Below are 20,253 nucleotides of genomic sequence, written 5' to 3' on the forward strand. Positions count from 1 at the left end.
GTCCAGCGGGGATGAATCCCCTCGCCACAGGGTTCTTTTCACTGCGAGTCTTGTGGTTTTGGGACTGCTGCGCAGTCCAGCGGGGATGAATCCCCTCGCCACAGGGTTCTTTTCACTGCGAGTCTTGTGCTGGATCAGGTAGTACCGGCGTGATCGGCTAGAATGGCCGCCTTGTGTTTGCCGAGCCTGCCATGAAAGCCGAAATGCCCCACGCCCAACTCGACTGGGACGACCAGGGACGCCCACGTTCGCGGGTGTTTGATGACGTGTATTTTTCCGATCAGTCGGGGCTGGAGGAAACCCGTTACGTGTTTCTTGAGCAGAACCGTCTGGCCGAGCGCTTTGCTGCGCTGCCGGCGGATGGTCGGCTGGTCATTGGCGAAACCGGCTTCGGCACCGGGCTGAATTTTCTCTGCGCCTGGCAGTTGTTCGAACAGCACGCGGTGGCCGGTGCGCGCCTGCATTTTGTCAGCGTCGAGAAGTACCCGCTGGCGCCTGCGGATCTGCGCCGGGCCTTGGCACTGTGGCCGGAACTCAAGCCGTTGGCGGATCAGTTGCTGAGGCATTACGTGGCGATTCATCAAGGCTTTCAGCGCATTACTTTGGCCGAAGGTCGAGTGACGCTGACCTTGCTGATCGGCGATGCGCTGGAGCAACTGCCGCAACTCGATGCGCAGATCGACGCGTGGTTTCTCGATGGTTTCGCACCGGCGAAAAATCCGGACATGTGGACCGCTGAGCTGTTCGTCGAACTGGCGCGTCTGGCCGCACCGGGCTCGACCATCAGCACCTTCACCAGCACCGGTTGGGTAAGGCGTCTGCTCAACGCTGCCGGGTTCAAGATGAAGCGCACACCGGGCATCGGCCACAAGTGGGAAATCCTGCGTGGCGAATTTCTCGGCTGGCCCGCCGAGGTGACGGCGCCAATGCCGGTTAAACCCTGGTTCGCCCGCCCTGCTCCGTTGCGCGGTGAGCGCCGGGCGCTGGTGATCGGCGCCGGTCTGGCCGGCTGCGCGACGGCGTCGAGTCTGGCGGCGCGCGGCTGGCAGGTGAGTCTGCTCGAGCGTCACGCGGCGGTGGCGCAGGAAGCGTCCGGCAACCCGCAAGGCGTGCTCTATCTCAAGCTGTCCGCCCATGGCACGGCGTTGTCGCAGTTGATCGTCAGCGGCTTCGGTTACACCCGGCGCCTGCTGGAAAGCCTGCAACGCGGCAGCGACTGGGATGACTGCGGCGTGCTGCAACTGGCGTTCAACGCCAAGGAAGCCGAGCGCCACGGGCAACTGGCGGCGGCGTTTCCTGAAGATCTCTTGCAGTGGCTGGAACAGCCGCAAGCGCAGGCTCGCGCCGGTGTCGGCATGGCCCACGGCGGCTTGTTCTACCCAGAGGGCGGCTGGGTGCATCCGCCGGCGCTGTGTCAGGCCCAGGCGGCCCACACCAATATTGAGTTGCTCAGCCATCACGAAGCTTTGGAACTGCGTAAAGTCGCTGACCAGTGGCAAGCCTTCGACGGCGAGCGTTTGCTCGCCAGTGCGCCGGTGGTGATCCTGGCCGGTGCTGCCGAAATCAAACGTTTTGCCCAGAGTGCCGAATTGCCGCTCAAGCGCATTCGCGGGCAGATCACGCGTCTGCCTGAAACCGCAGACAGTCGTGCGTTGGCCACCGTGGTGTGCGCCGAGGGCTACGTTGCCCCGGCGCGTCTGGGCGAGCACACCCTGGGCGCGAGTTTCGACTTCAACAGCGACGACCTGACGCCCACGACTGCCGAGCACCAAGGCAATCTGGCGATGCTCGAAGAAATTTCCAGCGATCTGCTGAGCCGTCTGAACATCAGCGAGCAGCCAATTGAGAACCTTGAGGGCCGCGCAGCCTATCGCTGCACCAGCCCCGATTACCTGCCGATTGTCGGCCCGCTCGCTGATCTGCAAACCTTCAATCAAACCTACGCTGCGTTGAGCAAAGACGCCCGACAGGTGCCGGACCTCGCCTGCCCATGGCTCGATGGTCTGTACGTCAACAGCGGCCACGGTTCTCGCGGGCTGATCACCGCGCCGCTGTCCGGCGAACTGCTCGCCGCGTGGCTGGACAACGAGCCGCTGCCGTTGCCGCGCAGCGTGGCCGAAGCGTGCCATCCCAACCGGTTTGCCTTGCGCAAACTGATTCGCGGCAAGTGAATATCAGATGTCCGGCATCACACAGAGGCCGAGATCCATCAGGCGTATGGACTCTTCGGTCAGGCGCTTGATCACTGCCTCTTGTGCCTGCTCCTTTTCAAGCTGGAGGGCATTCGCCTGACTCACATAGTCGGCACTGAGGAGGGTGTCCGCCTGCTCATCGAGGGCACTCATGCGCGGCGCGAACGATTCATCGATCATTGAAAATTTGCGCGTAAACGTACGCTTCAGATAATCACGCCAGAACGTTCGCTCCTGCATGTATTTCAGCCATTGCGGGGAAAGTTCGGCAGTCATCACGCGATTTCTGGCGACCTCAAGATCAGCGGCTGTCACGCCACTCTGGGCATCGAACAGCATACCCTTCGGTTGACCGCGCAGCCCCAGCTCATCGGTCAGACCGATGCGATAAGCAAGGTTCATTTCCAGTGCATCGACCTTCGGCGCCCGGAGCGAATGCTCCAGGGCAATTTCTTCCAGCTTGTCCAGCCTGAACAGACTGCGGCCCAGTTCCAGCAGAGCCTTGGCAGTGACCTTGCGGCCGCTTGCCGCGCTGGTTACCCGCTCGACTTCCACCTCGACTTCCAGGCGACTGAACACCAGCGTTGCGTTGTCGGTGCAATGAAGCGGATCGGCAGCCGTGTCGAGCACTTGTTCACACAGCGGCCCGTCAGCTTCGGCCGCCTTCAGTACCGCCCAGACGCGTCGCTGCAAGTCGGCGCTGGCCTTTTTCCCGTCCGCGGTATCGCCCAGTTGCGCCAGCACGGTGAACAACCCATCGGCCTTCGGCTCGTTTCGCAATGCCGTCCAGATGCGCGTCTGTTCTGCCCACTCCTCGCCACTGTTCTTGGTCAACCAGAGCGAGCGGGCGTGTTGCTCGTTCATCCTGGCGATGTCATTGGGGAGGTAGTCCATACCGATGCCGAAATTATCGCGATAGTTTTCCAGATGCGTTTTGCTGCGTTCGGAAAAAGGATTCAGTCCCAGCTTGAGTGCGCTGGTGAAATGGCGTGTTTTCTGGAATAACCAGTCGGGCAGCTCTTTGATTTTATTCCCGGTCAGGTTCATCAATTCAATGTGGACGGAATTGGACAGGCCTTCTGGCAGTTCCGTGATGCCGGTTTCTTGCAGGGACAAGCGGCGCAGTTGCGTCATTTGACTGAAATCCGGGGTGGCGCCCAACGGATTCTTGTCCAGATTCAGGTAGCGCAACGTGCTCAGACTGTTCAGCTTCGCCAGGGTCTGTTCGGTCAGTTTGAGCTGATTGCCTGCCAGACTCAGCCGTTGCAGACGCGGCATGTGCGACAACACTTCAGGCAACCGGGTGATCGTGTTGCTGCCCAGTTCCAGTAGCTCGAGCTGTTTGAAGGACTTGAGGAAGTGCGCGACATCATCACCCAGCGCCATGTTGCGCATCGACAATTGCTCTATGTGGTCGAAGCTCACCGACGGCGGCAATGTTGGCACCTTACCGATGCGCATGCCGTCAAGGTTGAGGGTACAGAGGTTTTTTCCCTCTTCGTTGGTGGCCCAATGAAAGCGTCGAAATCCTTCTTCGATCAACTCGGCGGCGATTTTCCGGCTGTGCCGCGCTTCGGCCAGATCGCCACCCATGGCTTTCAGTGCGGCGGCATCTTCGCTCCAGACAAACAGCGCGTCACGCAGGGTTTGCAAATCCTGACGCAGGGCTTTGATGCGGGTCGCACGGCTCAACGGATCATCGCCCAGCTCATCGAGCAATTGGCTGAGCTGCTGCTGATTCAAGCGTGGATACAGTTTGCGCGCCTTGCGCAGCAGCGCCCGCGAATGCTCCGTCCCGGCAGCCTGATCGCTCTGCATGCAGGCCGGCTCGACAAGCCGAGGCTCAAACGTGCCGCGAACCAGTGTCTGCGCTGTCTCCTCGCGTTCGTCCAGCGCCGCATCGAGCAGTTTGCTGCGCAAGCGCACCGTGTCAGCCTGCGCAGACCCGCCCAACCCGGCGGCCGTCCGCTGACGCAACGGCAGCGCTTTGAGAATCGCGCTGTACAGATCCCCCGGCGCTGCTGCCACTTTGCCAAGTGACTTGCCGTCGCCACTGAACGCCTCGTAACCGGCAGCAGACTTCACCAGCGAGCAGGTATTTTCGGGTTTCGCAGAGGCATCGCCGATGGCTTCCAGAATTGGCCCGGCGAGTGTCTTGTCACGCACTTGCAAGCGCAATTGTGCATCCCAGCCGCTCAGTCGTGGCAGCAACTGAATGGCCAGTTTGTCGGTATCGGCATTGGCCAGTCGTGGCCAATGCAAACCTGCCAGGGCACGATCGAGTCGCACTGCGTTGATGTTTTGCCTGACGCGTTGCCCCATCCGCAACGGCACCTGCCCGGTCTCGCGCAGATGCAATCGTTCGATACTCGGCGCGCGCTCGATCAGCTGCTGCCCATGGCGCGTCGTAATGGCGGCAAAGACCTTGCGCAACTTCAGCACATCGTCCGCCTCGCTCTGGTCATAACGCTGATACATACGCTCAAGCGCCTCACGATGATCCGTCTTCAGCGCCGCGCCGAGCTTCTTCGCCAGCGCCGACTCTTCCAGGCTGGCGGCGGTTTTACCGCCGAGCAGAGCATCGACTTCGTTCTGGTACAGGCCATCAATGACCGTTCGCAGCAACTGCCCCGCCGCCAGTTGTTCACGGCTGACTGCCACGCTCAGAGCTTCGTCGGGCTCACGGGTCAATGGATAAGTTGCCTCGACGCTGCCATCGGCGTCGGTAACCTTGATGTAGCGGTCGGTTGGCCAGCCCTTGAGCTTGGGCAATGCATGCAATTGCTCCTCGGCGGGCTGACCGGAATGTACTTCGCCGGCCTGCAGTTCGCGGGTCAGCTGGCGCAGTTGACGGGACAGACGCACGCGTTCCACCGTGTCGCGCAGACGCTCCGGCAACGCCAGGTTATCGTTGAACGCCTGGAGCAATTGGTCATGACTGGTGCCACTGAGCCGACGCATGTTATCCAGGTCGCTGTCGGTGAATTCGCTCAGGTGCGGGTCGATGCGTTTGAGTGTGTACGCAGAACTGCCCCACTCCTCGGGCTCTTCGCCAGGAATGCGCCAGCCGCCCTCAACGTGTCGGGCCAACTCCGGGGCATAGGCGTCAGCGCGACTGGCATGCTCCAGACGCCACAGGCTGGCATCGGCATCGTAACTGCCGGCAAAGAATCGATGATCGACACGCCCAAGGGTTTTGTGGCCCACCTGATAAAACTCCTTGGAGCTGGCATCAATGGTGAATCCCGCCGGGAGTGAATGCTCATAGGCAACGAGATCGGGCTTCCACAGACGTGCCTTGCCTGCGTGATTGAGGATGGCCCGAAATTGCCCGAAGAACTCCGGGTGCGAGCGCAGCAGTTTGCCGCCCAGCGTGCCCAACGCCTTCTGCCCGCCGGCAAACGCCGCCATCAGCGCGATGTTCTCCACCACGCTGAGCAGGTGCGAAAGCGCTTGCTGATGATCGCCACGCTGCCAGTCTTCGACCCCTTCATAAACTTCGCCGAGCAACTGCCCGACCGCAACGCCCATCATCAGTTGGCCAAGGACCGGCACAAACATGCCTGCCACTGACGCGATGGTCACACCCAGCTGGAGAAAATCCAGCAGACGTTTCTGGCGTGCGTCCTCATCGATATCTGCCGTCGGCACTGCCAGTTTGCGCGCATCGATCTGTAATTTGCCGACGTGACTCTGCACCATGAAATCAAAAAGCGGGACACTCATCGACAGTTGCCTGATGAGGCCCAACTCGCCCTTTTCCTCGAACGTTTTGAAGAAATCGGCCTTGTCATCCTCATCAAGGCATCGACCGAAATAATCCTTGTAGTCCGGTTTGCGCAGTTGTTGCGTGAGATAGTTTTTGAAGGCATTGAAGCTTGGATATTCGTACAACGCCCTCTCGGGCTCGCCCGCCATGTAGACCAGGCAACCATCCTCGGGATGTTCCTGCACCGAGCGCGCGCAGAACACCACGACGCCCCACACGCAGCTGTCCAGTATCTCGATGCCCTGCATGATCATCGGGTCATTGCCGTGGCGCAGGGTTGCCGACGCCACGCCCTGGGCATCAATCAGGTCCTGCAGCATGCGCAATCCCTGCGGAGTGATATCAGCCTTGAGCGCGGCCAGATGGGCGTCGAGCTGCAACAGGTTTTTTTTCATCGCGCCAATGTCGTGGGTCAGGACACTGCTGGTCACGACTTTGCCGTCGGCATCGCGCAGGCCGAAGACTTGCTGGAAATGTTGCTGATATTTCTTGCCCAGGTCGAGCGTGCGGCACAACGCGGCGAACGCCTGCGGTGTCAGGCCCTGCACTCCCGCAGGCGCACTGGCAATGCGCACGACACTGCCGGACGGGAAACCATCGGCTTGCTCCTCGTCTTCAGTGAAGTTCTGCATCGCCGCCTGCAGCAGGGTTTGCGCGGCGTGTTTTACTACATCGATACCCGCCTGGTTGGTCGCCGTCGCGTCGCAGCCGCAATCGTCACCCGGCAGACTGAGCACATCCTGTTCGACGTCATAGACCGCCGGCCACTTGGCGTTCAACGCAGCGGTGAGTTCTTTTTTGCAGAAACCGCGCAACGATTGCAATCCGGCCAGATCCTTGGCCACTTTGAGCTGCAGGCGATGCAGCTCGCGAGCGGTCTGATCCAGCGTGGCCAGCGTGTCGGGCGAAGCCTTGAGCAAATAAGGCGGCAGACTTTTCTCCAGGGCCTCGGCCGTGTCGAGGTCTGCGGTGGCTTCCAGCAGCGTGCCGAGCACTGAAGATGGAGCAAGGTTTTGTTTCTGTTGCTGCACTGACATGGCAATAGTCCTTTATTGCTGTTGGGGCTTCTGACCTTAGCGATGGTGTGAATGAATTGATAATGGAAAAAACTGCTGGCAAATGCCGCAAACACACGCAGTTTTTCGGCCTATAAAACAGCCCGCTACCGCCCCGCAAAAAAAACCGGCTAACGCTGTCAGGGCACCCTCTAGCACCGACCTGCAGAGGCCGTAGCGCCGCGCTTATAACTTATCGATCTAAAACTCCGCCTACCGTGACAGGTCAGTTTCTGAGTACCCGCACTTTTCGCGTGGTACGGCTTGACCTTCCCCAACGGAAAAACCGGTAAGGACTTTATGTGCGGATTAGCTGGCGAGTTACGTTTTGATCAACAACCTGCAGACCTTGCAGCGATCGAGAGAATCACCCATCACCTGGCCCCTCGCGGCCCTGACGCGTGGGGCTTCCATGCCCAAGGGCCGATTGCCCTGGGTCATCGACGCCTGAAAATCATGGACCTGTCGGACGGCTCGGCGCAGCCGATGATCGACAGCCAGCTGGGCCTGTCCCTGGCGTTCAACGGTGCGATCTACAACTTCCCGGAATTGCGCGCAGAGCTTGAAGCACTGGGTTATGCCTTCTATTCGGGTGGCGACACCGAAGTGCTGCTCAAGGGTTATCACGCCTGGGGCGAGGCACTGCTGCCGAAGCTCAACGGCATGTTCGCCTTCGCCATTTGGGAGCGTGATGCCAAACGCCTGTTCATCGCCCGTGACCGTCTCGGCGTGAAGCCGCTGTACCTGTCGCGCACTGGCCAACGCCTGCGCTTCGCCTCGGCACTGCCGGCGCTGCTCAAGGGCGGCGACATCAACCCGATCCTCGATCCGGTGGCGCTCAATCACTATCTGAATTTCCACGCGGTCGTACCTGCACCGCGCACGTTGCTGGCCGGTATCGAAAAACTGCCGCCGGCCACCTGGATGCGCGTTGAAGCCGATGGCCGCACCGAGCAGAAAACCTGGTGGACCCTGCCCTACGGCCCGAATGAAGACGAGAAAAACCTCAATCTGGAAGACTGGGTCGATCGCGTCCTCGACAGCACCCGCGAAGCGGTGGCGATTCGTCAGCGCGCGGCAGTGGATGTCGGTGTGTTGCTTTCGGGCGGTGTCGATTCGAGCATGCTCGTCGGCCTGCTGCGCGAAGTCGGCGTAGAGAATCTGTCGACCTTCTCCATCGGTTTCCAGGATGCCGGCGGCGAGCGCGGCGACGAGTTCCAGTACTCGGACCTGATCGCCAAACACTACGGCACTCGCCACCATCAGTTGCGCATCGACGAGAAAGAAATCATCGAACAACTGCCCGCCGCTTTCCGCGCAATGAGCGAACCGATGGTCAGCCATGACTGCATCGCGTTCTATTTGTTGTCCCGCGAAGTGGCCAAGCACTGCAAAGTGGTGCAGAGCGGCCAAGGTGCGGACGAACTGTTTGCCGGTTACCACTGGTATCCGCAGGTCGACGGCGCGGCGGATCCGTACGCCGCTTATCGCGATGCATTTTTCGATCGCAGCTACGACGACTACGCGGCGACTGTGCAGCCGAAATGGCTGGTCGATCATGATGCGGCGGGCGACTTCGTCAAACAGCATTTTGCCGAGCCCGGCGCCGAGGCTGCCGTGGACAAGGCGCTGCGTCTGGACAGCACGGTGATGCTGGTCGATGACCCGGTCAAACGCGTCGACAACATGACCATGGCCTGGGGCCTGGAAGCGCGTACGCCATTTCTCGACTATCGACTGGTCGAACTGTCGGCCCGTGTGCCGGGCAAATTCAAGCTGCCCGATGGCGGCAAGCAAGTGCTGAAAGAAGCTGCGCGCCGGGTCATTCCAAGCGAAGTGATCGACCGCAAGAAAGGCTATTTCCCGGTGCCGGGTCTCAAGCACTTGCAGGGCGACACGCTCAATTGGGTGCGCGAGTTGCTGCTGGATCCGAGCCAGGATCGCGGCCTGTTCAACCCGAGCATGCTCGACAAGCTTCTGACTGACCCGCAAGGCCAACTGACCCCATTGCGCGGCTCGAAACTGTGGCAACTGGCGGCCCTGAACCTGTGGCTCAGTGAACAAGGAATCTGATTGATGAAACCCCATGCCACGTCCATCAACCAACGCCTGTTGCGTGGTCAGGCCCCCTCGTATGAACGTTTGCAGGCGCGCCTGGCCGAAGACGGCAGCGAGCTTGCCAGCGCTCCGATTGCCGTGCATTGCGGTTGGGGCCGGCTGCTGATCGGCCACACCTTTCCCGACCCGGCGTCGCTGGCGCAGGAGCTGCTCAACGAGCAACCCGGCGAGCGCGACATCGCCCTGTATGTTGCCGCACCGCAGCAGATTCTCGGCCTGGAGCCGACGCAGCTGTTTCTCGATCCATCCGACACCCTGCGTTTATGGTTCAGCGATTACCGGCAGGCCACGCGGGTGTTTCGCGGCTTCCGCATTCGTCGTGCGCAAAGCGAAACCGACTGGCAAGGCATCAACCGTTTGTACCAGGCGCGCGGCATGTTGCCGATCGATCAGGAGTTGCTCACCCCGCATCATCAGGGCGGCCCGGTCTACTGGCTGGCGGAAGACGAAGACAGCGGCGCGGTGATCGGCAGTGTCATGGGTCTCAATCATGAAAAAGCCTTCAACGACCCGGAACACGGCAGCAGCCTGTGGTGCCTGGCGGTCGACCCGCATTGCTCGCGCCCCGGCGTCGGCGAAGTGCTGGTGCGACATCTGGTCGAGCACTTCATGAGTCGCGGCCTGGCTTATCTGGATCTGTCGGTGCTGCACGACAATCGTCAGGCGAAAAACCTTTACGCCAAACTGGGTTTCCGCAACCTGCCGACCTTCGCCATCAAGCGCAAGAACGGCATCAACCAGCCGCTGTTTCTCGGCCCGGGTCCGGAGGCGAATTTCAATCCTTACGCGCGGATCATCGTCGAAGAAGCCCATCGGCGCGGTATCGACGTGCAAGTGGATGACGCCGACGCCGGGCTGTTCACCCTCAGCCATGGCGGCCGTCGCGTGCGCTGCCGCGAGTCGTTGAGCGATCTGACCAGTGCGATCAGCATGACCCTGTGCCAGGACAAAAGCCTGACCCACAAGGTGCTGAAAGGCGCAGGTCTGAAACTGCCCGCGCAGCAACTGGCGGGCAATGCCGACGACAATCTGGCCTTCCTCGATGAACACCAACGGGTGGTGGTCAAACCTCTCGATGGCGAACAGGGCCACGGCGTCGCGGTGGATCTGCGCACCATCGAAGAAGTGCAGAAAGCCGTCGAAACCGCCAAGCAGTTCGACAGTCGCGTGCTGCTGGAAAGTTTCCACGAAGGCCTTGATCTGCGCATCGTGGTGATCGGTTTTGAAGTGGTAGCGGCGGCGATTCGCCGTCCGGCGGAAGTGGTTGGCGATGGTCAGCATTCGATCGGTGCGCTGATCGAAGCGCAGAGCCGCCGTCGGCAAGCGGCCACCAGCGGCGAAAGCAAGATTCCGCTGGACCACGAAACCCAACGCACGCTACACGCTGCCGGCTATGACTACAGCAGCATCCTGCCGGCCGGCGAGCATCTGTTTGTGCGGCGCACGGCCAATCTGCACACCGGCGGTACGCTGGAAGACGTGACCGACATTCTTCATCCGACCCTGATCGACGCGGCAGTGCGTGCGGCGCGTGCACTGGACATTCCGATGGTCGGGCTCGATCTGATGGTGCCGGCGGCGGATCAGCCCGAGTACGTGTTCATCGAAGCCAACGAACGCGCCGGCCTGGCCAACCACGAACCGCAGCCGACGGCGGAGCGCTTTGTCGATCTGTTGTTTCCGCATAGTCAGCCGGCTGTTTCGTGATTATGAAGCGCCTCTACTGACGCCTTCGCGAGCAGGCTCGCTCCCACAGGGTGAATGCATTCCAAATGTGGGAGCGAGCCTGCTCGCGAAGAGGCCCTGAACGTCACCACCAATTTTCCTCATCGAAACCATCGATGTGCTCAACCCATCAGGAGTTTCCATGACCACACAAATCCCTGAACCGGATCTGGCTTACCTGCAAAAAGTCCTGCTGGAAATGCTCGCCATTCCCAGCCCTACCGGTTTCACCGACACCATCGTGCGCTATGTCGCCGAGCGTCTCGAAGAGCTGGGCATTCCGTTTGAAATGACCCGGCGCGGGACCATCCGCGCGACGTTGAAGGGCAAAAAAAGCAGCCCTGACCGCGCGGTGTCTGCGCACCTGGACACCATCGGCGCTGCTGTGCGTGCGGTGAAAGACAACGGTCGCCTGACCCTAGCCCCGGTCGGCTGCTGGTCGAGCCGCTTTGCCGAGGGTAGCCGAGTCAGCCTGTTTACCGACACCGGGGTGATTCGCGGCAGCGTGTTGCCGCTGATGGCGTCCGGGCATGCGTTCAATACCCAGGTCGATGAAATGCCGATCAGTTGGGACCACGTCGAACTGCGTCTGGACGCCTACTGCACGACCAAAGCCGATTGCGAATCGCTGGGCATCCATGTCGGCGACGTGGTGGCCTTCGATCCGCTGCCGGAGTTCACTGAAAGCGGCCATATCAGCGCCCGCCACCTCGACGACAAGGCCGGCGTCGCAGCGCTGCTCGCCGCGCTCAAGGCGATTGTCGACAGTGGCCAGGAACTGAACATCGATTGCCATCCACTGTTCACCATCACCGAGGAAACCGGCAGCGGTGCAGCGGCGGCATTGCCGTGGGACGTCAGCGAATTTGTCGGCATCGACATCGCACCGGTCGCCCCCGGCCAGCACTCCAGCGAACACGCGGTGAGCGTGGCGATGCAGGACTCCGGCGGGCCGTATGACTATCACCTGTCGCGGCATCTGTTGCGTCTGGCCGATGAACACGAATTGCCGGTGCGCCGTGACATGTTCCGCTATTACTTCAGCGATGCGCACTCGGCGGTCACCGCCGGCCACGACATTCGTACTGCCCTGCTCGCTTTCGGCTGCGATGCCACGCACGGCTACGAGCGCACGCACATCGACAGTCTGGCGGCGCTCAGCCGTTTGCTCGGCGCGTACATTCTCAGCCCGCCGGTCTTTGCCAGCGATGCGGCGCCGGCCAATGCTTCACTGGATCGCTTCAGCCATCAGATCGAGCATGACACGCAGATGGAAAGCGAAACCCGCGTGCCGCCGGTGGACAGTCTGGTGGGGCAGCGTTCTGACAGTTGAGCCTTCGGTGAACAGATAACCGCCTTCGCGAGCAGGCTCGCTCCCACAGGGATCGCATTTCAAAGGTGGGAGCGAGCCTGCTCGCGAATGGGCCGGCAAGACCGATACAGAACTGGCAGACAAAACCCAATCCCCGTAGCATCCCGACATTGATTTGACCGAGGTGCCCATGCTCATTCCCCACGACGCGCTTGAAGTCGACACCCTCACCCGCCTGATCGAGGATTTCGTCACCCGCGACGGTACCGATAACGGCGATGACACCCCGCTGGAAACCCGCGTCCTGCGCGTGCGTCAGGCACTGACCAAAGGCCAGGCATTGATCGTGTTCGATCCGGAAAGCGAGCAGTGCCAGCTGATGCTCAAGCACGACGTACCCAAGCATCTGTTCGACTGAAACCGTCAGCCAGCCTTCGCCGCGGCTTCCTTGCGCTTGATCCGGTCATAGACCTCGGCGCGGTGTACATGGACCTTTTTCGGCGCCTCGACGCCGAAGCGCACGCTGGAGCCGTTGACCGACAGAACACGCAGGGTGATGTCGTCTCCGATTGAAATCAACTCACCGACCACACGGCTGAGTACAAGCATGGGATTCATCCTTCAGGACTGGCAAACCCTGAAGATGCGCGGCTTACAGCGTCTTCACAATCCACGACGAGCAAATCAGTCTTGCCCTACAGGAGCCCACGCCCGCAGCTGTCAGACGCTTCGCACAAAAGCCTCAGGCAGCGGAAAAGCGCGGCCCGAACAGAATGATGCTGGCACCGACCACGCACAGGGCCATGCCGATCCAGTCCGAGCCCAGCGGACGCACCCGCTCGACCACCGCCAGCCAGCCAATCGAAGCAACGATGTAGATCCCGCCATACGCGGCATAGGCGCGCCCGGCGTAGGCCGCTTCAACACGGGTCAGCAACAGCGCGAACAGGGTCAGGCTGAGCAACGCGGGAAGCACCCACAACGCACTCTTGCCCTGGCGCAGCCACATGTAGAAGGCAAAACAGCCGGCGATTTCAAACAGCGCCGCAAGAAAGAACCACAAGTAATTGAGCATGGAGACGTCTCGACAGGGTGACCGTGGCGGCCACCCTAACGACGCGGCGGGAATCGAACAAGATCAAGCGTTGTTTTGTTTGGCCTTGGCGCGCATTTTCTCGGCCATGGAAGTCATTTCGTTGTAGAGCAGTTGCGGATTCTTCTGTTTCAGCGCCCAGGCCATGCGCCCTTGTTCGTGAGGCAGAATCAGGAATTCGCCGGCGGCGACTTGCTGGTAGATGTAGTCAGCGATGTCGGCGGCACTGATCGGCGAACTTTCCAGCAACTTACCGACCTGGGCTTTCATGGCCGGGGTCGGGCCGCGGAAAGAATCGAGCAAGTTGGTCTGGAAGAACGACGGGCAAACCACATGCACCGCCACTTCCTGCTGCGCGAGTTCGATCAGCAGACTCTCCGACAACGCCACTACGCCGGCCTTGGCCACGTTGTAGTTACTCATTGCCGGGCCTTGCATCAACGCGGCCATGGAGGCGATGTTGATGATCTTGCCCTTGCTCTGTTCCAGCAGCGGCAGGAACGCTTTGCAGCCCTTGACCACGCCCATCAGGTTGATCGCGATCTGCCAGTCCCAGTCTTCCAGAGACAATTCGCTGAAAAACCCGCCCGAGGCGACGCCGGCATTGTTGACGATGATGTCGATGCCGCCGAGCTTCTCTTCGCAGGCCTGGGCGAAGGCGGTGAGCTGACTGTAATCGCGCACGTCACAGCGCTGGATGAAGCCGTCACCGCCCGCCTCGCGCACCAGCTTCAGGGTTTCCTGCAGGCCGGGCTCACTGACATCGGACAAGGCCAGCCGCCAGCCTTCACGGGCCCAGCGCAGCGCGATTTCGCGACCCAGGCCTGAGCCTGCACCAGTGATCATCATGCGATTTTGCATAGCGGACAGCCTTGTTGTTCCGGGAGAGATGCGCCGAGTGTAGCGAAGGAAGTTCGTTCACCCACGCTCCATCCAGTTGCTGAATGGAGGATCAAAAGATTCCAGCCGTCATTGTTTTGGGGATGGTCTCCTGTAGGAGCTGCCGAAGGCTGCGATCTTTTGCTTTTTTGCTTTAAAGGAAATAACCAGCCAATCCAAATACATTAAAAAAACATTGAATTTTTTTTCATCGGCGCAAGTCGGAACATGTAAGCCGGCTGGAATTTAGTTGCTCTCCAGCTGCCCACTGAGCATCAAGACTCTTCCAGACTCTGAACAAGGAAATCACCCATGGGCACAATTCTAATCATCATCCTGATCCTGTTGCTGATCGGTGGTCTGCCGGTCTTCCCGCACTCCAGAAGTTGGGGTTATGGCCCGTCGGGTATTATCGGCGTGGTGTTGGTCGTGCTGCTGGTGCTGTTGTTACTCGGCAAGATATGACGATTTGAAGCGGTAAAAAAAGAGGCCCTTGTTCAAGGGCCTCTTTTTTATTGCGTGGACTTTAACCAGTCATCAGTCCGGCTTGCCGTGAATGACACCGGCGGTGTTATCGAGCAGGCTCTTGGTCGCGGTTTGCAGGAACGCTTCAAGTTTGAGTTTGAGTTCGGCAGTGCGCGGCGCGTCCGGTACAACTTCGGCGTGCGGGTTGGCGCCCAGCTGATATTTCCAGATTTTCGGGCCCATGTCCTTGTCACGCGGCAACACCAGAATCTCATCGGCGGTGACGATGGCGGTGGTCTGCTCGCTGCCAGATGGCTTGATCACACCGAAGCCGGTGTCGCCCTGCGGCAGGTTGAGCAGGTCACGGCCCCAGCACTGGTGACGCACTTCGCCACCGAGGCGGCCCATGATGGTCGGCACGATGTCGATCTGCGTGCCCACGGTGTGGTCGCGGGTACCGAACTTCTGCTGGATGCCCGGGGCAATCATCAGCATCGGCACGTTGAAGCGGCCCAGGTCCATTTCGGTGATCTGGCGCTCGTTGCCGAAGCCGTGGTCGCCGACGATGACGAACAGGGTTTCGTTGAAGTACTTCTCTTTGCGCGCCTTCTCGAAGAACTGGCCGAGCGCCCAATCGGAGTAGCGCATGGCGGTCAGGTGTTCGTTGAGGCTGCCACGGTCAGTGACGCGCTCGACCGGCAATGGCGTGGGCAAGGCGTACGGCGTGTGGTTGGACAGAGTTTGCAGCAGCGCGTAGAACGGCTTGCCGTTTTCCCGCGCCTTCAGTTCCTGCAGGCCACGATCGAACATGTCCTGGTCGGACACGCCCCAGGTCGGATCGGAGAACACCGGATTGACGAAGTCGTTGCGGCCAACGAAGTTGGTCATGCCCTGGTTGCTGAAGAAGCCCGACTGGTTATCCCAGGCGAAATCACCGTTGTAGACGTAGACGTCGTCATAGTCGCGGGCGCTGAGCAGCTGCGGCAGACCGGACAGTTTGTGGCTGCCTTCCGGGGTCTGCATCAGGTATTCGAAACCTGGCAGGTTGGGGAAGCAGGCCATGGTCGCGAACATGCCCTGGTGGGTGTGGGTGCCGTTGGAGAAGAAACGGTCGAACAGCAGACCTTCCTTCGACAGCTTGTCCAGGTACGGGGTGATATTGCCCGGCGCGCCCAAAGCACCGACCGAGTGACCGGCCATGCTTTCCATCAGGATCACCACGACGTTCTTGATCGGCAGGGTCTTGTCGGCCGGCGGCATGTAGTCGCGGCGAACAGCGGCGATGTCGGCATCGACCAGTTTGTCGTCCGGCATCAACAGCATGTCGCGCACCACTTGCTGCGCCTGTTCCTGCGGCAGGGTGGCTTTCCAGATGTTGTCGCGGTCTTCGCCCATGCGCGCCTTGGCTGCGGCGACCAGCGACAGCGTGCCATTGAGGCCGAGCTGGTTGGCGAAGTTGGAATCGGTGGTATAGACGTCACCCCAACGCATCGGCGGGCCTTGACGCAAGGTGCCGCGAGCGGCGACGACGCAGATCAGCAGGCAGACCACGAACACCGCAAGGCGGGTGTACCACGGCGCAACCTGACGGGAGCTGACGCTGCCGCCGCTGAACGGTCCGCGCGGGCGGGTGGCGCGGTCGGCGCCTTTGAACGCCAGGGTCAGAATGACCGTGCCGATCACCCACGCCAGCACGTAGCGCACCACCGGGAAACCGTACCAGAGCATGCTCATTACGGTTTTCGGGTCTTCCTTCACGTACTGGAACACCAGACCATTGAGGCGCTGGTGAAACTCGCGGTAGAAGTCCATCTCCATCAGGCCGAGAAACAGCGCGATGCTCGACGCGACGGTCAGCCACAGACGGAAGAAACCGCGCGCGGCCATGGCCCGAGCACTGAACAGCGCCAGCACCAGCGGAATGCACAGGTAGACCACCAGGCGCAGGTCGAAACGCAGACCGTTGACGAACGCTTCAAGGAAGGTCGCGGCCGGGGTGTCGAGGATCATCTCGCGGTTGTAGACCAGCAGCGCAAGGCGCAGCGCGGAAAACATGACCATCATGACCAGTGCGCACAGCAGCGTGTAGGCCAGATGCGATTTGACGGTCGGTTGCAGCAGACGAGCAGAAGATCGCTGCTGACTCAGGGCGTCCGGGTTTGCCATGTCGTTTTAGGACCCATTGGAAGTTGAAGTTGCAAAAATACAGCGGCGCCAGGCCCTCTATTGGTCAGTCCAGACCCCGGGGCGTGCGCGGTGCGCAAATGTTGCACGATCGTTCACACCATTGCCATTGATTACTGCCCTGCTCTTCGAGACTTTCATTCAAAGGGCTGGCAGCGCTATGGCAGGCAACAAGTGCGGGCGAATTGTCTTGGAGACTTTGTGAAAATTTCGTGCAACGCATATCTGGAAATACAATTTAGAGACAAAACAAAACGCCCCGAACCGGTCGGGGCGTTTTGCTTACAGCGAATTGATTATTTCTCGGCGCGTTCTTTCAGCGCTTTCAGGGTATTGAATGGCGCATCCACCACAAACTTGTTGGCGACCATGGCCGGCACGCTACCGCCCGGCTCGGTGTGCACCTGATAAGTCACTTCGACCTGATCGCCCTTAGGCACGAACTTCCAGAAGCCCTTGACTTGCTGGACCCGCACGAAGCCTTTTTCTTCCGGCAGATAGGTCGGCACGCCTTCAAGATTACGAGTCAGGCTACCATCGGCACCCTCAACAGTGGTGATTTTCAACACCGAATCACGCGGGGTCACCGGCCATGGCGTATTGAATTGCGAATAGGTCCAGCTCAGATCGCCTTCGTGCTTGAGCAGTTTCTGGCTCTTGCATTCGTGAATCCACGCGCAGGCGCCGGAGACGTCTTCCTGCAAGGCGCGCAGTTTGGCGACGGTGGTTTTCATCAGCGCGACGCCTTGGTAGGACTTGTAGTCCGAACCGGGTATTTCGCTCAGGGAAACCTTGATGCCGTCTTCGTTCTTGGCAACTTTCCAGTCTTCCGCGTGGACGACCGAAGTGGCAAGTACGGCAGTCAGACCACACAACACAGCGATACGGTGCAGCGAACCCATAGTGTTATTCCTTATTGTTGAAGTTCCGTTGGTGAACACATCATGCCGCCGTCATCTGCTCCCACCAGCCGATCAATCTGATCGCTTCTTGCGAACTGCTGCCGCAAACCTCGACATCCGCAGCGAAACCCGAGCAGACAGCCGGACGTTCCGGACGGCCGAAAATGCTGCACAGGTTATCGACCGAAAGTTGCACGCAACGTTCGCCGGCGGGTTTGCCATCGGGCATGCCGGGAATCGGCGAACTGATGGAGGGGGCAATGCAGCAAGCGCCACAGCCTTCACGGCATTTCATGACGAACAGATCCTCGCGACGGGCGATGTGTAAAGAGACGGGGAACAGAGTAACCGCTAAAACAGCTGTTTCAAATTGCTGCGAGCGGCTTTTCAACGATAAGTAAAAGTGACCAGGCAGTCTCCGACGAAGCGTCTGGTCTGCGCGTCGCAGAGGGCTGCATCTATTGCTTGAATTCGAAATCCAGCGCCGCACCTTCCACATCGCGTCGCGCTTCGTTGCGCAATTGCAACTCCATTTCATTGCTGAGCAAGCGGCCGTTGAGCTGGAAGCCGTTATCTTTTTCGCCAAACATCTGCGGCAGGATCGCCTCGCGTTTGGGCAGTTCTACGGTGCCCTGTGGCTTCAGGTCTTCAACCATATCCTTGGGCAGGCTGAGATCGAGTTTTGCCGGCGGCAATTTGGTCTTGGCCACTTCGCTCGCGGATTTCGACTTCGAGGCAACCGGGCGGCGCTTCTTCACCGTGGCATTTTTTTTGGCCTGGGCTTTTTTTGCCGGAGCCACGGTTTTGGTGGCTTTGTTCGTGGTACTGGTCGCTGCCGGTTTTTCCTGGGCTGCGGCCGCCATGACACCCGGTGCCTGACCGATCATCAACAAACCCAGCAATACCCACGCGGCAGGAACAATGGCTTTCATGGACCCAACGAACTAACGGCAGAGGGCCACATGCTCGCTTGTTGTGCGTCACATGACAAGCACCACCGCCCTCCTCGTTCAGAATCCGCCAGCCATTTCCTGACACAGTTGGGTGGCCAACAGACCCAGCGTCATCAGCGCGCGCTCCGCCTCGCGGTTCCACGGAATGCCGCAGTTGAGGCGGATACAGTGGTTGAACTGCTCGGTGTTGCTGAAGATCAGACCCGGCGCGATGCTGATGCCTTGTTGCAGTGCGCGGACATGCAATTCCTGAGTGTTGACCCGCCCCGGCAAGCTCACCCAAAGGATGAAGCCGCCCGTGGGCCGGGACATTTGCGTGCCTTCAGGGAAATACTGTTGAACCGCCAGCTGGAACGCGCTGAGGTTTTTCCGGTATTCCTGACGGATATAGCGTAAATGCCGGTCATAACCGCCGTTTTCCAGATACGCGGCAATCGCCATCTGCGTAACGCTGCACGCCGAATGGGTGCTGAAGGTTTGCAGGCGCTGGATTTCCTGTTGGTATTTGCCGGCGATCATCCAGCCGATACGCACACCTGGCGACAAGGTTTTGGAGAAGCTCGAGCAGTAGATCACCCGATCCAGGCGGTCGTAGGCTTTCAGCGCCTTGGTACGGCCCTGCTCGAACATCAGTTCGCCGTAGATATCGTCTTCGACGATCTGAATGTCGAAATCCGAGGCCAAGCGCAGCAACTGTTTCTGCCGCTCTTCCGGCATGGTGCCGCCAAGGGGATTGCTCAGGCGCGTAGTCAGCACAAGTGCCTTGATCGACCATTGGTTGGCGGCCAGTTGCAAGGCTTCCAGACTCATGCCGGTAGCGGGGTCGCTGGGGATTTCGATGACTTTCAGACCGAGCAGATCGGCCAGTTGCAGCAGGCCGTAATAGGTCGGCGATTCGGCAGCGATCAGATCGCCCGGCCGGGTCAGCACGCGCAACGACATCTGCAAGGCGTCGACACAGCCGTGGGTGATCACCACTTCCGACGGATCGACCACCACGCCAGCGTCACGCATGCGGATCGCCACTTGCCGGCGCAGCGGCTCGAAGCCGGGGCTGAACATATAGCTGAACGCCCGTGGACTGTGAAACCGGGTGACCTTGGCCAGTTGCTGATGCAGCGCGCGCACCGGCAGATAATCGACACTCGGCACCGCAGCGCCCAGCGGAAACACGCCTTCGCGGCGGGATTCGACCAATACCTGCTGAATGATGCTGCTGCGCGTCACCAGCCCCGGCCGTTCGACCCGGGCGATGTCCGGCGTCGGCGCGGTCAGCGCTGGGGTCTGGTGCACGTAGTAACCCGACTGCGGCCGGGCGCGGATCAGGCCCTGATCTTCAAGGTTGGCATACGCCTGCAACACCGTCGCATGGCTGACGTTGAGCTGCGAACTCATCTTGCGCACCGAAGGCACGCGCTCCCCCGGTTGATAGACACCACGGCGGATGTCTTCGGCCAGTTGCTGAGCAATACGTTGGTAGAGCAAGAGATTGGTCATGACGCAGCACTCGATTTCACGGGCGTTTTATTCTTGTGTGAAACAATACCGGAACAGTTTAGAAGTGTACTGGGACAGTTGCCAGATTACTCGACCATACAGTGCGGTG

At 60.1% G+C, this 20,253-nt stretch carries 15 protein-coding genes; 6 read left to right on the forward strand and 9 right to left on the reverse strand.

The window, feature by feature from the left end:
- The first annotated feature begins 191 nt into the window (after positions 1-191).
- Positions 192-2,171, forward strand: coding sequence for a bifunctional tRNA (5-methylaminomethyl-2-thiouridine)(34)-methyltransferase MnmD/FAD-dependent 5-carboxymethylaminomethyl-2-thiouridine(34) oxidoreductase MnmC (gene mnmC, locus D8U70_RS11140; RefSeq protein ID WP_130928888.1), 1,980 nt, complete (start codon positions 192-194; stop codon positions 2,169-2,171).
- Positions 2,172-2,174: 3 nt separating this feature from the next.
- On the opposite strand, the gene D8U70_RS11145 is transcribed toward mnmC, so the two are convergent.
- Positions 2,175-6,998, reverse strand: coding sequence for an NEL-type E3 ubiquitin ligase domain-containing protein (locus D8U70_RS11145; RefSeq protein ID WP_130928889.1), 4,824 nt, complete (start codon positions 6,996-6,998; stop codon positions 2,175-2,177).
- 318 nt (positions 6,999-7,316) lie between these two features.
- Between D8U70_RS11145 and D8U70_RS11150 the strand changes: the two genes are divergently transcribed.
- The 4 genes from D8U70_RS11150 to D8U70_RS11165 all read left to right on the forward strand — a co-directional run bounded on the left by D8U70_RS11150 (position 7,317) and on the right by D8U70_RS11165 (position 12,589).
- Positions 7,317-9,089, forward strand: coding sequence for an N-acetylglutaminylglutamine amidotransferase (locus D8U70_RS11150; protein WP_122751487.1), 1,773 nt, complete (start codon positions 7,317-7,319; stop codon positions 9,087-9,089).
- Between the two features lie 3 nt (positions 9,090-9,092).
- The gene (ngg, locus tag D8U70_RS11155; RefSeq protein ID WP_130928890.1) at positions 9,093-10,841 is read left to right on the forward strand and encodes an N-acetylglutaminylglutamine synthetase; all 1,749 of its coding nucleotides are present in this window, start codon (positions 9,093-9,095) and stop codon (positions 10,839-10,841) included.
- A gap of 160 nt (positions 10,842-11,001) precedes the next feature.
- Positions 11,002-12,192 carry an osmoprotectant NAGGN system M42 family peptidase gene (locus D8U70_RS11160; RefSeq protein WP_024013890.1) on the forward strand — a complete coding sequence of 397 codons (1,191 nt, stop codon included), beginning with the start codon at positions 11,002-11,004 and terminating at the stop codon, positions 12,190-12,192.
- Between the two features lie 169 nt (positions 12,193-12,361).
- Positions 12,362-12,589, forward strand: a complete 228-nt coding sequence (locus D8U70_RS11165) for a YheU family protein (RefSeq protein WP_003172962.1) — start codon at positions 12,362-12,364, stop codon at positions 12,587-12,589.
- A gap of 5 nt (positions 12,590-12,594) precedes the next feature.
- On the opposite strand, the gene csrA is transcribed toward D8U70_RS11165, so the two are convergent.
- From csrA to D8U70_RS11180, 3 genes are all read right to left on the reverse strand, one after another.
- Positions 12,595-12,780, reverse strand: coding sequence for a carbon storage regulator CsrA (csrA, locus tag D8U70_RS11170; protein WP_024013891.1), 186 nt, complete (start codon positions 12,778-12,780; stop codon positions 12,595-12,597).
- A 133-nt stretch (positions 12,781-12,913) separates the two neighbouring features.
- The gene (locus tag D8U70_RS11175; RefSeq protein WP_073472324.1) at positions 12,914-13,246 is read right to left on the reverse strand and encodes a YnfA family protein; all 333 of its coding nucleotides are present in this window, start codon (positions 13,244-13,246) and stop codon (positions 12,914-12,916) included.
- A gap of 63 nt (positions 13,247-13,309) precedes the next feature.
- Positions 13,310-14,125 (reverse strand): SDR family oxidoreductase, encoded by an 816-nt coding sequence (locus D8U70_RS11180; protein ID WP_125926386.1) that lies wholly within the window; start codon positions 14,123-14,125, stop codon positions 13,310-13,312.
- Positions 14,126-14,455: 330 nt separating this feature from the next.
- Between D8U70_RS11180 and D8U70_RS11185 the strand changes: the two genes are divergently transcribed.
- Positions 14,456-14,608 carry a DUF3309 family protein gene (locus D8U70_RS11185; RefSeq protein WP_003183939.1) on the forward strand — a complete coding sequence of 51 codons (153 nt, stop codon included), beginning with the start codon at positions 14,456-14,458 and terminating at the stop codon, positions 14,606-14,608.
- Positions 14,609-14,680: 72 nt separating this feature from the next.
- Here D8U70_RS11185 and D8U70_RS11190 read toward each other — a convergent pair whose 3' ends face one another.
- The 5 genes from D8U70_RS11190 to D8U70_RS11210 form a co-directional block, all read right to left on the reverse strand.
- Positions 14,681-16,774: an LTA synthase family protein gene (locus D8U70_RS11190; protein ID WP_130900013.1), complete on the reverse strand. Its 2,094-nt coding sequence runs from the start codon at positions 16,772-16,774 to the stop codon at positions 14,681-14,683.
- Between the two features lie 314 nt (positions 16,775-17,088).
- Positions 17,089-17,694: an START domain-containing protein gene (locus D8U70_RS11195; RefSeq protein WP_071173184.1), complete on the reverse strand. Its 606-nt coding sequence runs from the start codon at positions 17,692-17,694 to the stop codon at positions 17,089-17,091.
- A gap of 40 nt (positions 17,695-17,734) precedes the next feature.
- The gene (locus tag D8U70_RS11200) at positions 17,735-17,989 is read right to left on the reverse strand and encodes a YkgJ family cysteine cluster protein (RefSeq protein WP_071173185.1); all 255 of its coding nucleotides are present in this window, start codon (positions 17,987-17,989) and stop codon (positions 17,735-17,737) included.
- 163 nt (positions 17,990-18,152) lie between these two features.
- On the reverse strand, positions 18,153-18,626 hold the full coding sequence (locus D8U70_RS11205; RefSeq protein WP_130928891.1) for a translation initiation factor 2: 474 nt from the start codon (positions 18,624-18,626) through the stop codon (positions 18,153-18,155).
- Positions 18,627-18,704: 78 nt separating this feature from the next.
- On the reverse strand, positions 18,705-20,144 hold the full coding sequence (locus D8U70_RS11210; protein WP_130928892.1) for a PLP-dependent aminotransferase family protein: 1,440 nt from the start codon (positions 20,142-20,144) through the stop codon (positions 18,705-18,707).
- Positions 20,145-20,253: the final 109 nt, after the last annotated feature.

It is taken from the genome of Pseudomonas sp. Sample_20 (assembly GCF_004307585.1).
In the GTDB taxonomy this organism is placed as follows: Bacteria; Pseudomonadota; Gammaproteobacteria; order Pseudomonadales; family Pseudomonadaceae; genus Aquipseudomonas; species Aquipseudomonas atacamensis.

What these genes read in the sequence shown, in the direction of transcription:
- D8U70_RS11195 (WP_071173184.1), bottom strand. Translation starts at nt 17,694, where the DNA reads ATGGGTTCGCTGCACCGTATCGCTGTGTTGTGTGGTCTGACTGCCGTA.
- D8U70_RS11160 (WP_024013890.1), top strand. Translation starts at nt 11,002, where the DNA reads ATGACCACACAAATCCCTGAACCGGATCTGGCTTACCTGCAAAAAGTC.
- D8U70_RS11150 (WP_122751487.1), top strand. Translation starts at nt 7,317, where the DNA reads ATGTGCGGATTAGCTGGCGAGTTACGTTTTGATCAACAACCTGCAGAC.
- csrA (WP_024013891.1), bottom strand. Translation starts at nt 12,780, where the DNA reads ATGCTTGTACTCAGCCGTGTGGTCGGTGAGTTGATTTCAATCGGAGAC.
- D8U70_RS11205 (WP_130928891.1), bottom strand. Translation starts at nt 18,626, where the DNA reads ATGAAAGCCATTGTTCCTGCCGCGTGGGTATTGCTGGGTTTGTTGATG.
- D8U70_RS11165 (WP_003172962.1), top strand. Translation starts at nt 12,362, where the DNA reads ATGCTCATTCCCCACGACGCGCTTGAAGTCGACACCCTCACCCGCCTG.
- D8U70_RS11175 (WP_073472324.1), bottom strand. Translation starts at nt 13,246, where the DNA reads ATGCTCAATTACTTGTGGTTCTTTCTTGCGGCGCTGTTTGAAATCGCC.
- D8U70_RS11190 (WP_130900013.1), bottom strand. Translation starts at nt 16,774, where the DNA reads ATGGCAAACCCGGACGCCCTGAGTCAGCAGCGATCTTCTGCTCGTCTG.
- ngg (WP_130928890.1), top strand. Translation starts at nt 9,093, where the DNA reads ATGAAACCCCATGCCACGTCCATCAACCAACGCCTGTTGCGTGGTCAG.
- D8U70_RS11210 (WP_130928892.1), bottom strand. Translation starts at nt 20,144, where the DNA reads ATGACCAATCTCTTGCTCTACCAACGTATTGCTCAGCAACTGGCCGAA.
- D8U70_RS11145 (WP_130928889.1), bottom strand. Translation starts at nt 6,998, where the DNA reads ATGTCAGTGCAGCAACAGAAACAAAACCTTGCTCCATCTTCAGTGCTC.
- D8U70_RS11185 (WP_003183939.1), top strand. Translation starts at nt 14,456, where the DNA reads ATGGGCACAATTCTAATCATCATCCTGATCCTGTTGCTGATCGGTGGT.
- D8U70_RS11180 (WP_125926386.1), bottom strand. Translation starts at nt 14,125, where the DNA reads ATGCAAAATCGCATGATGATCACTGGTGCAGGCTCAGGCCTGGGTCGC.
- D8U70_RS11200 (WP_071173185.1), bottom strand. Translation starts at nt 17,989, where the DNA reads ATGAAATGCCGTGAAGGCTGTGGCGCTTGCTGCATTGCCCCCTCCATC.
- mnmC (WP_130928888.1), top strand. Translation starts at nt 192, where the DNA reads ATGAAAGCCGAAATGCCCCACGCCCAACTCGACTGGGACGACCAGGGA.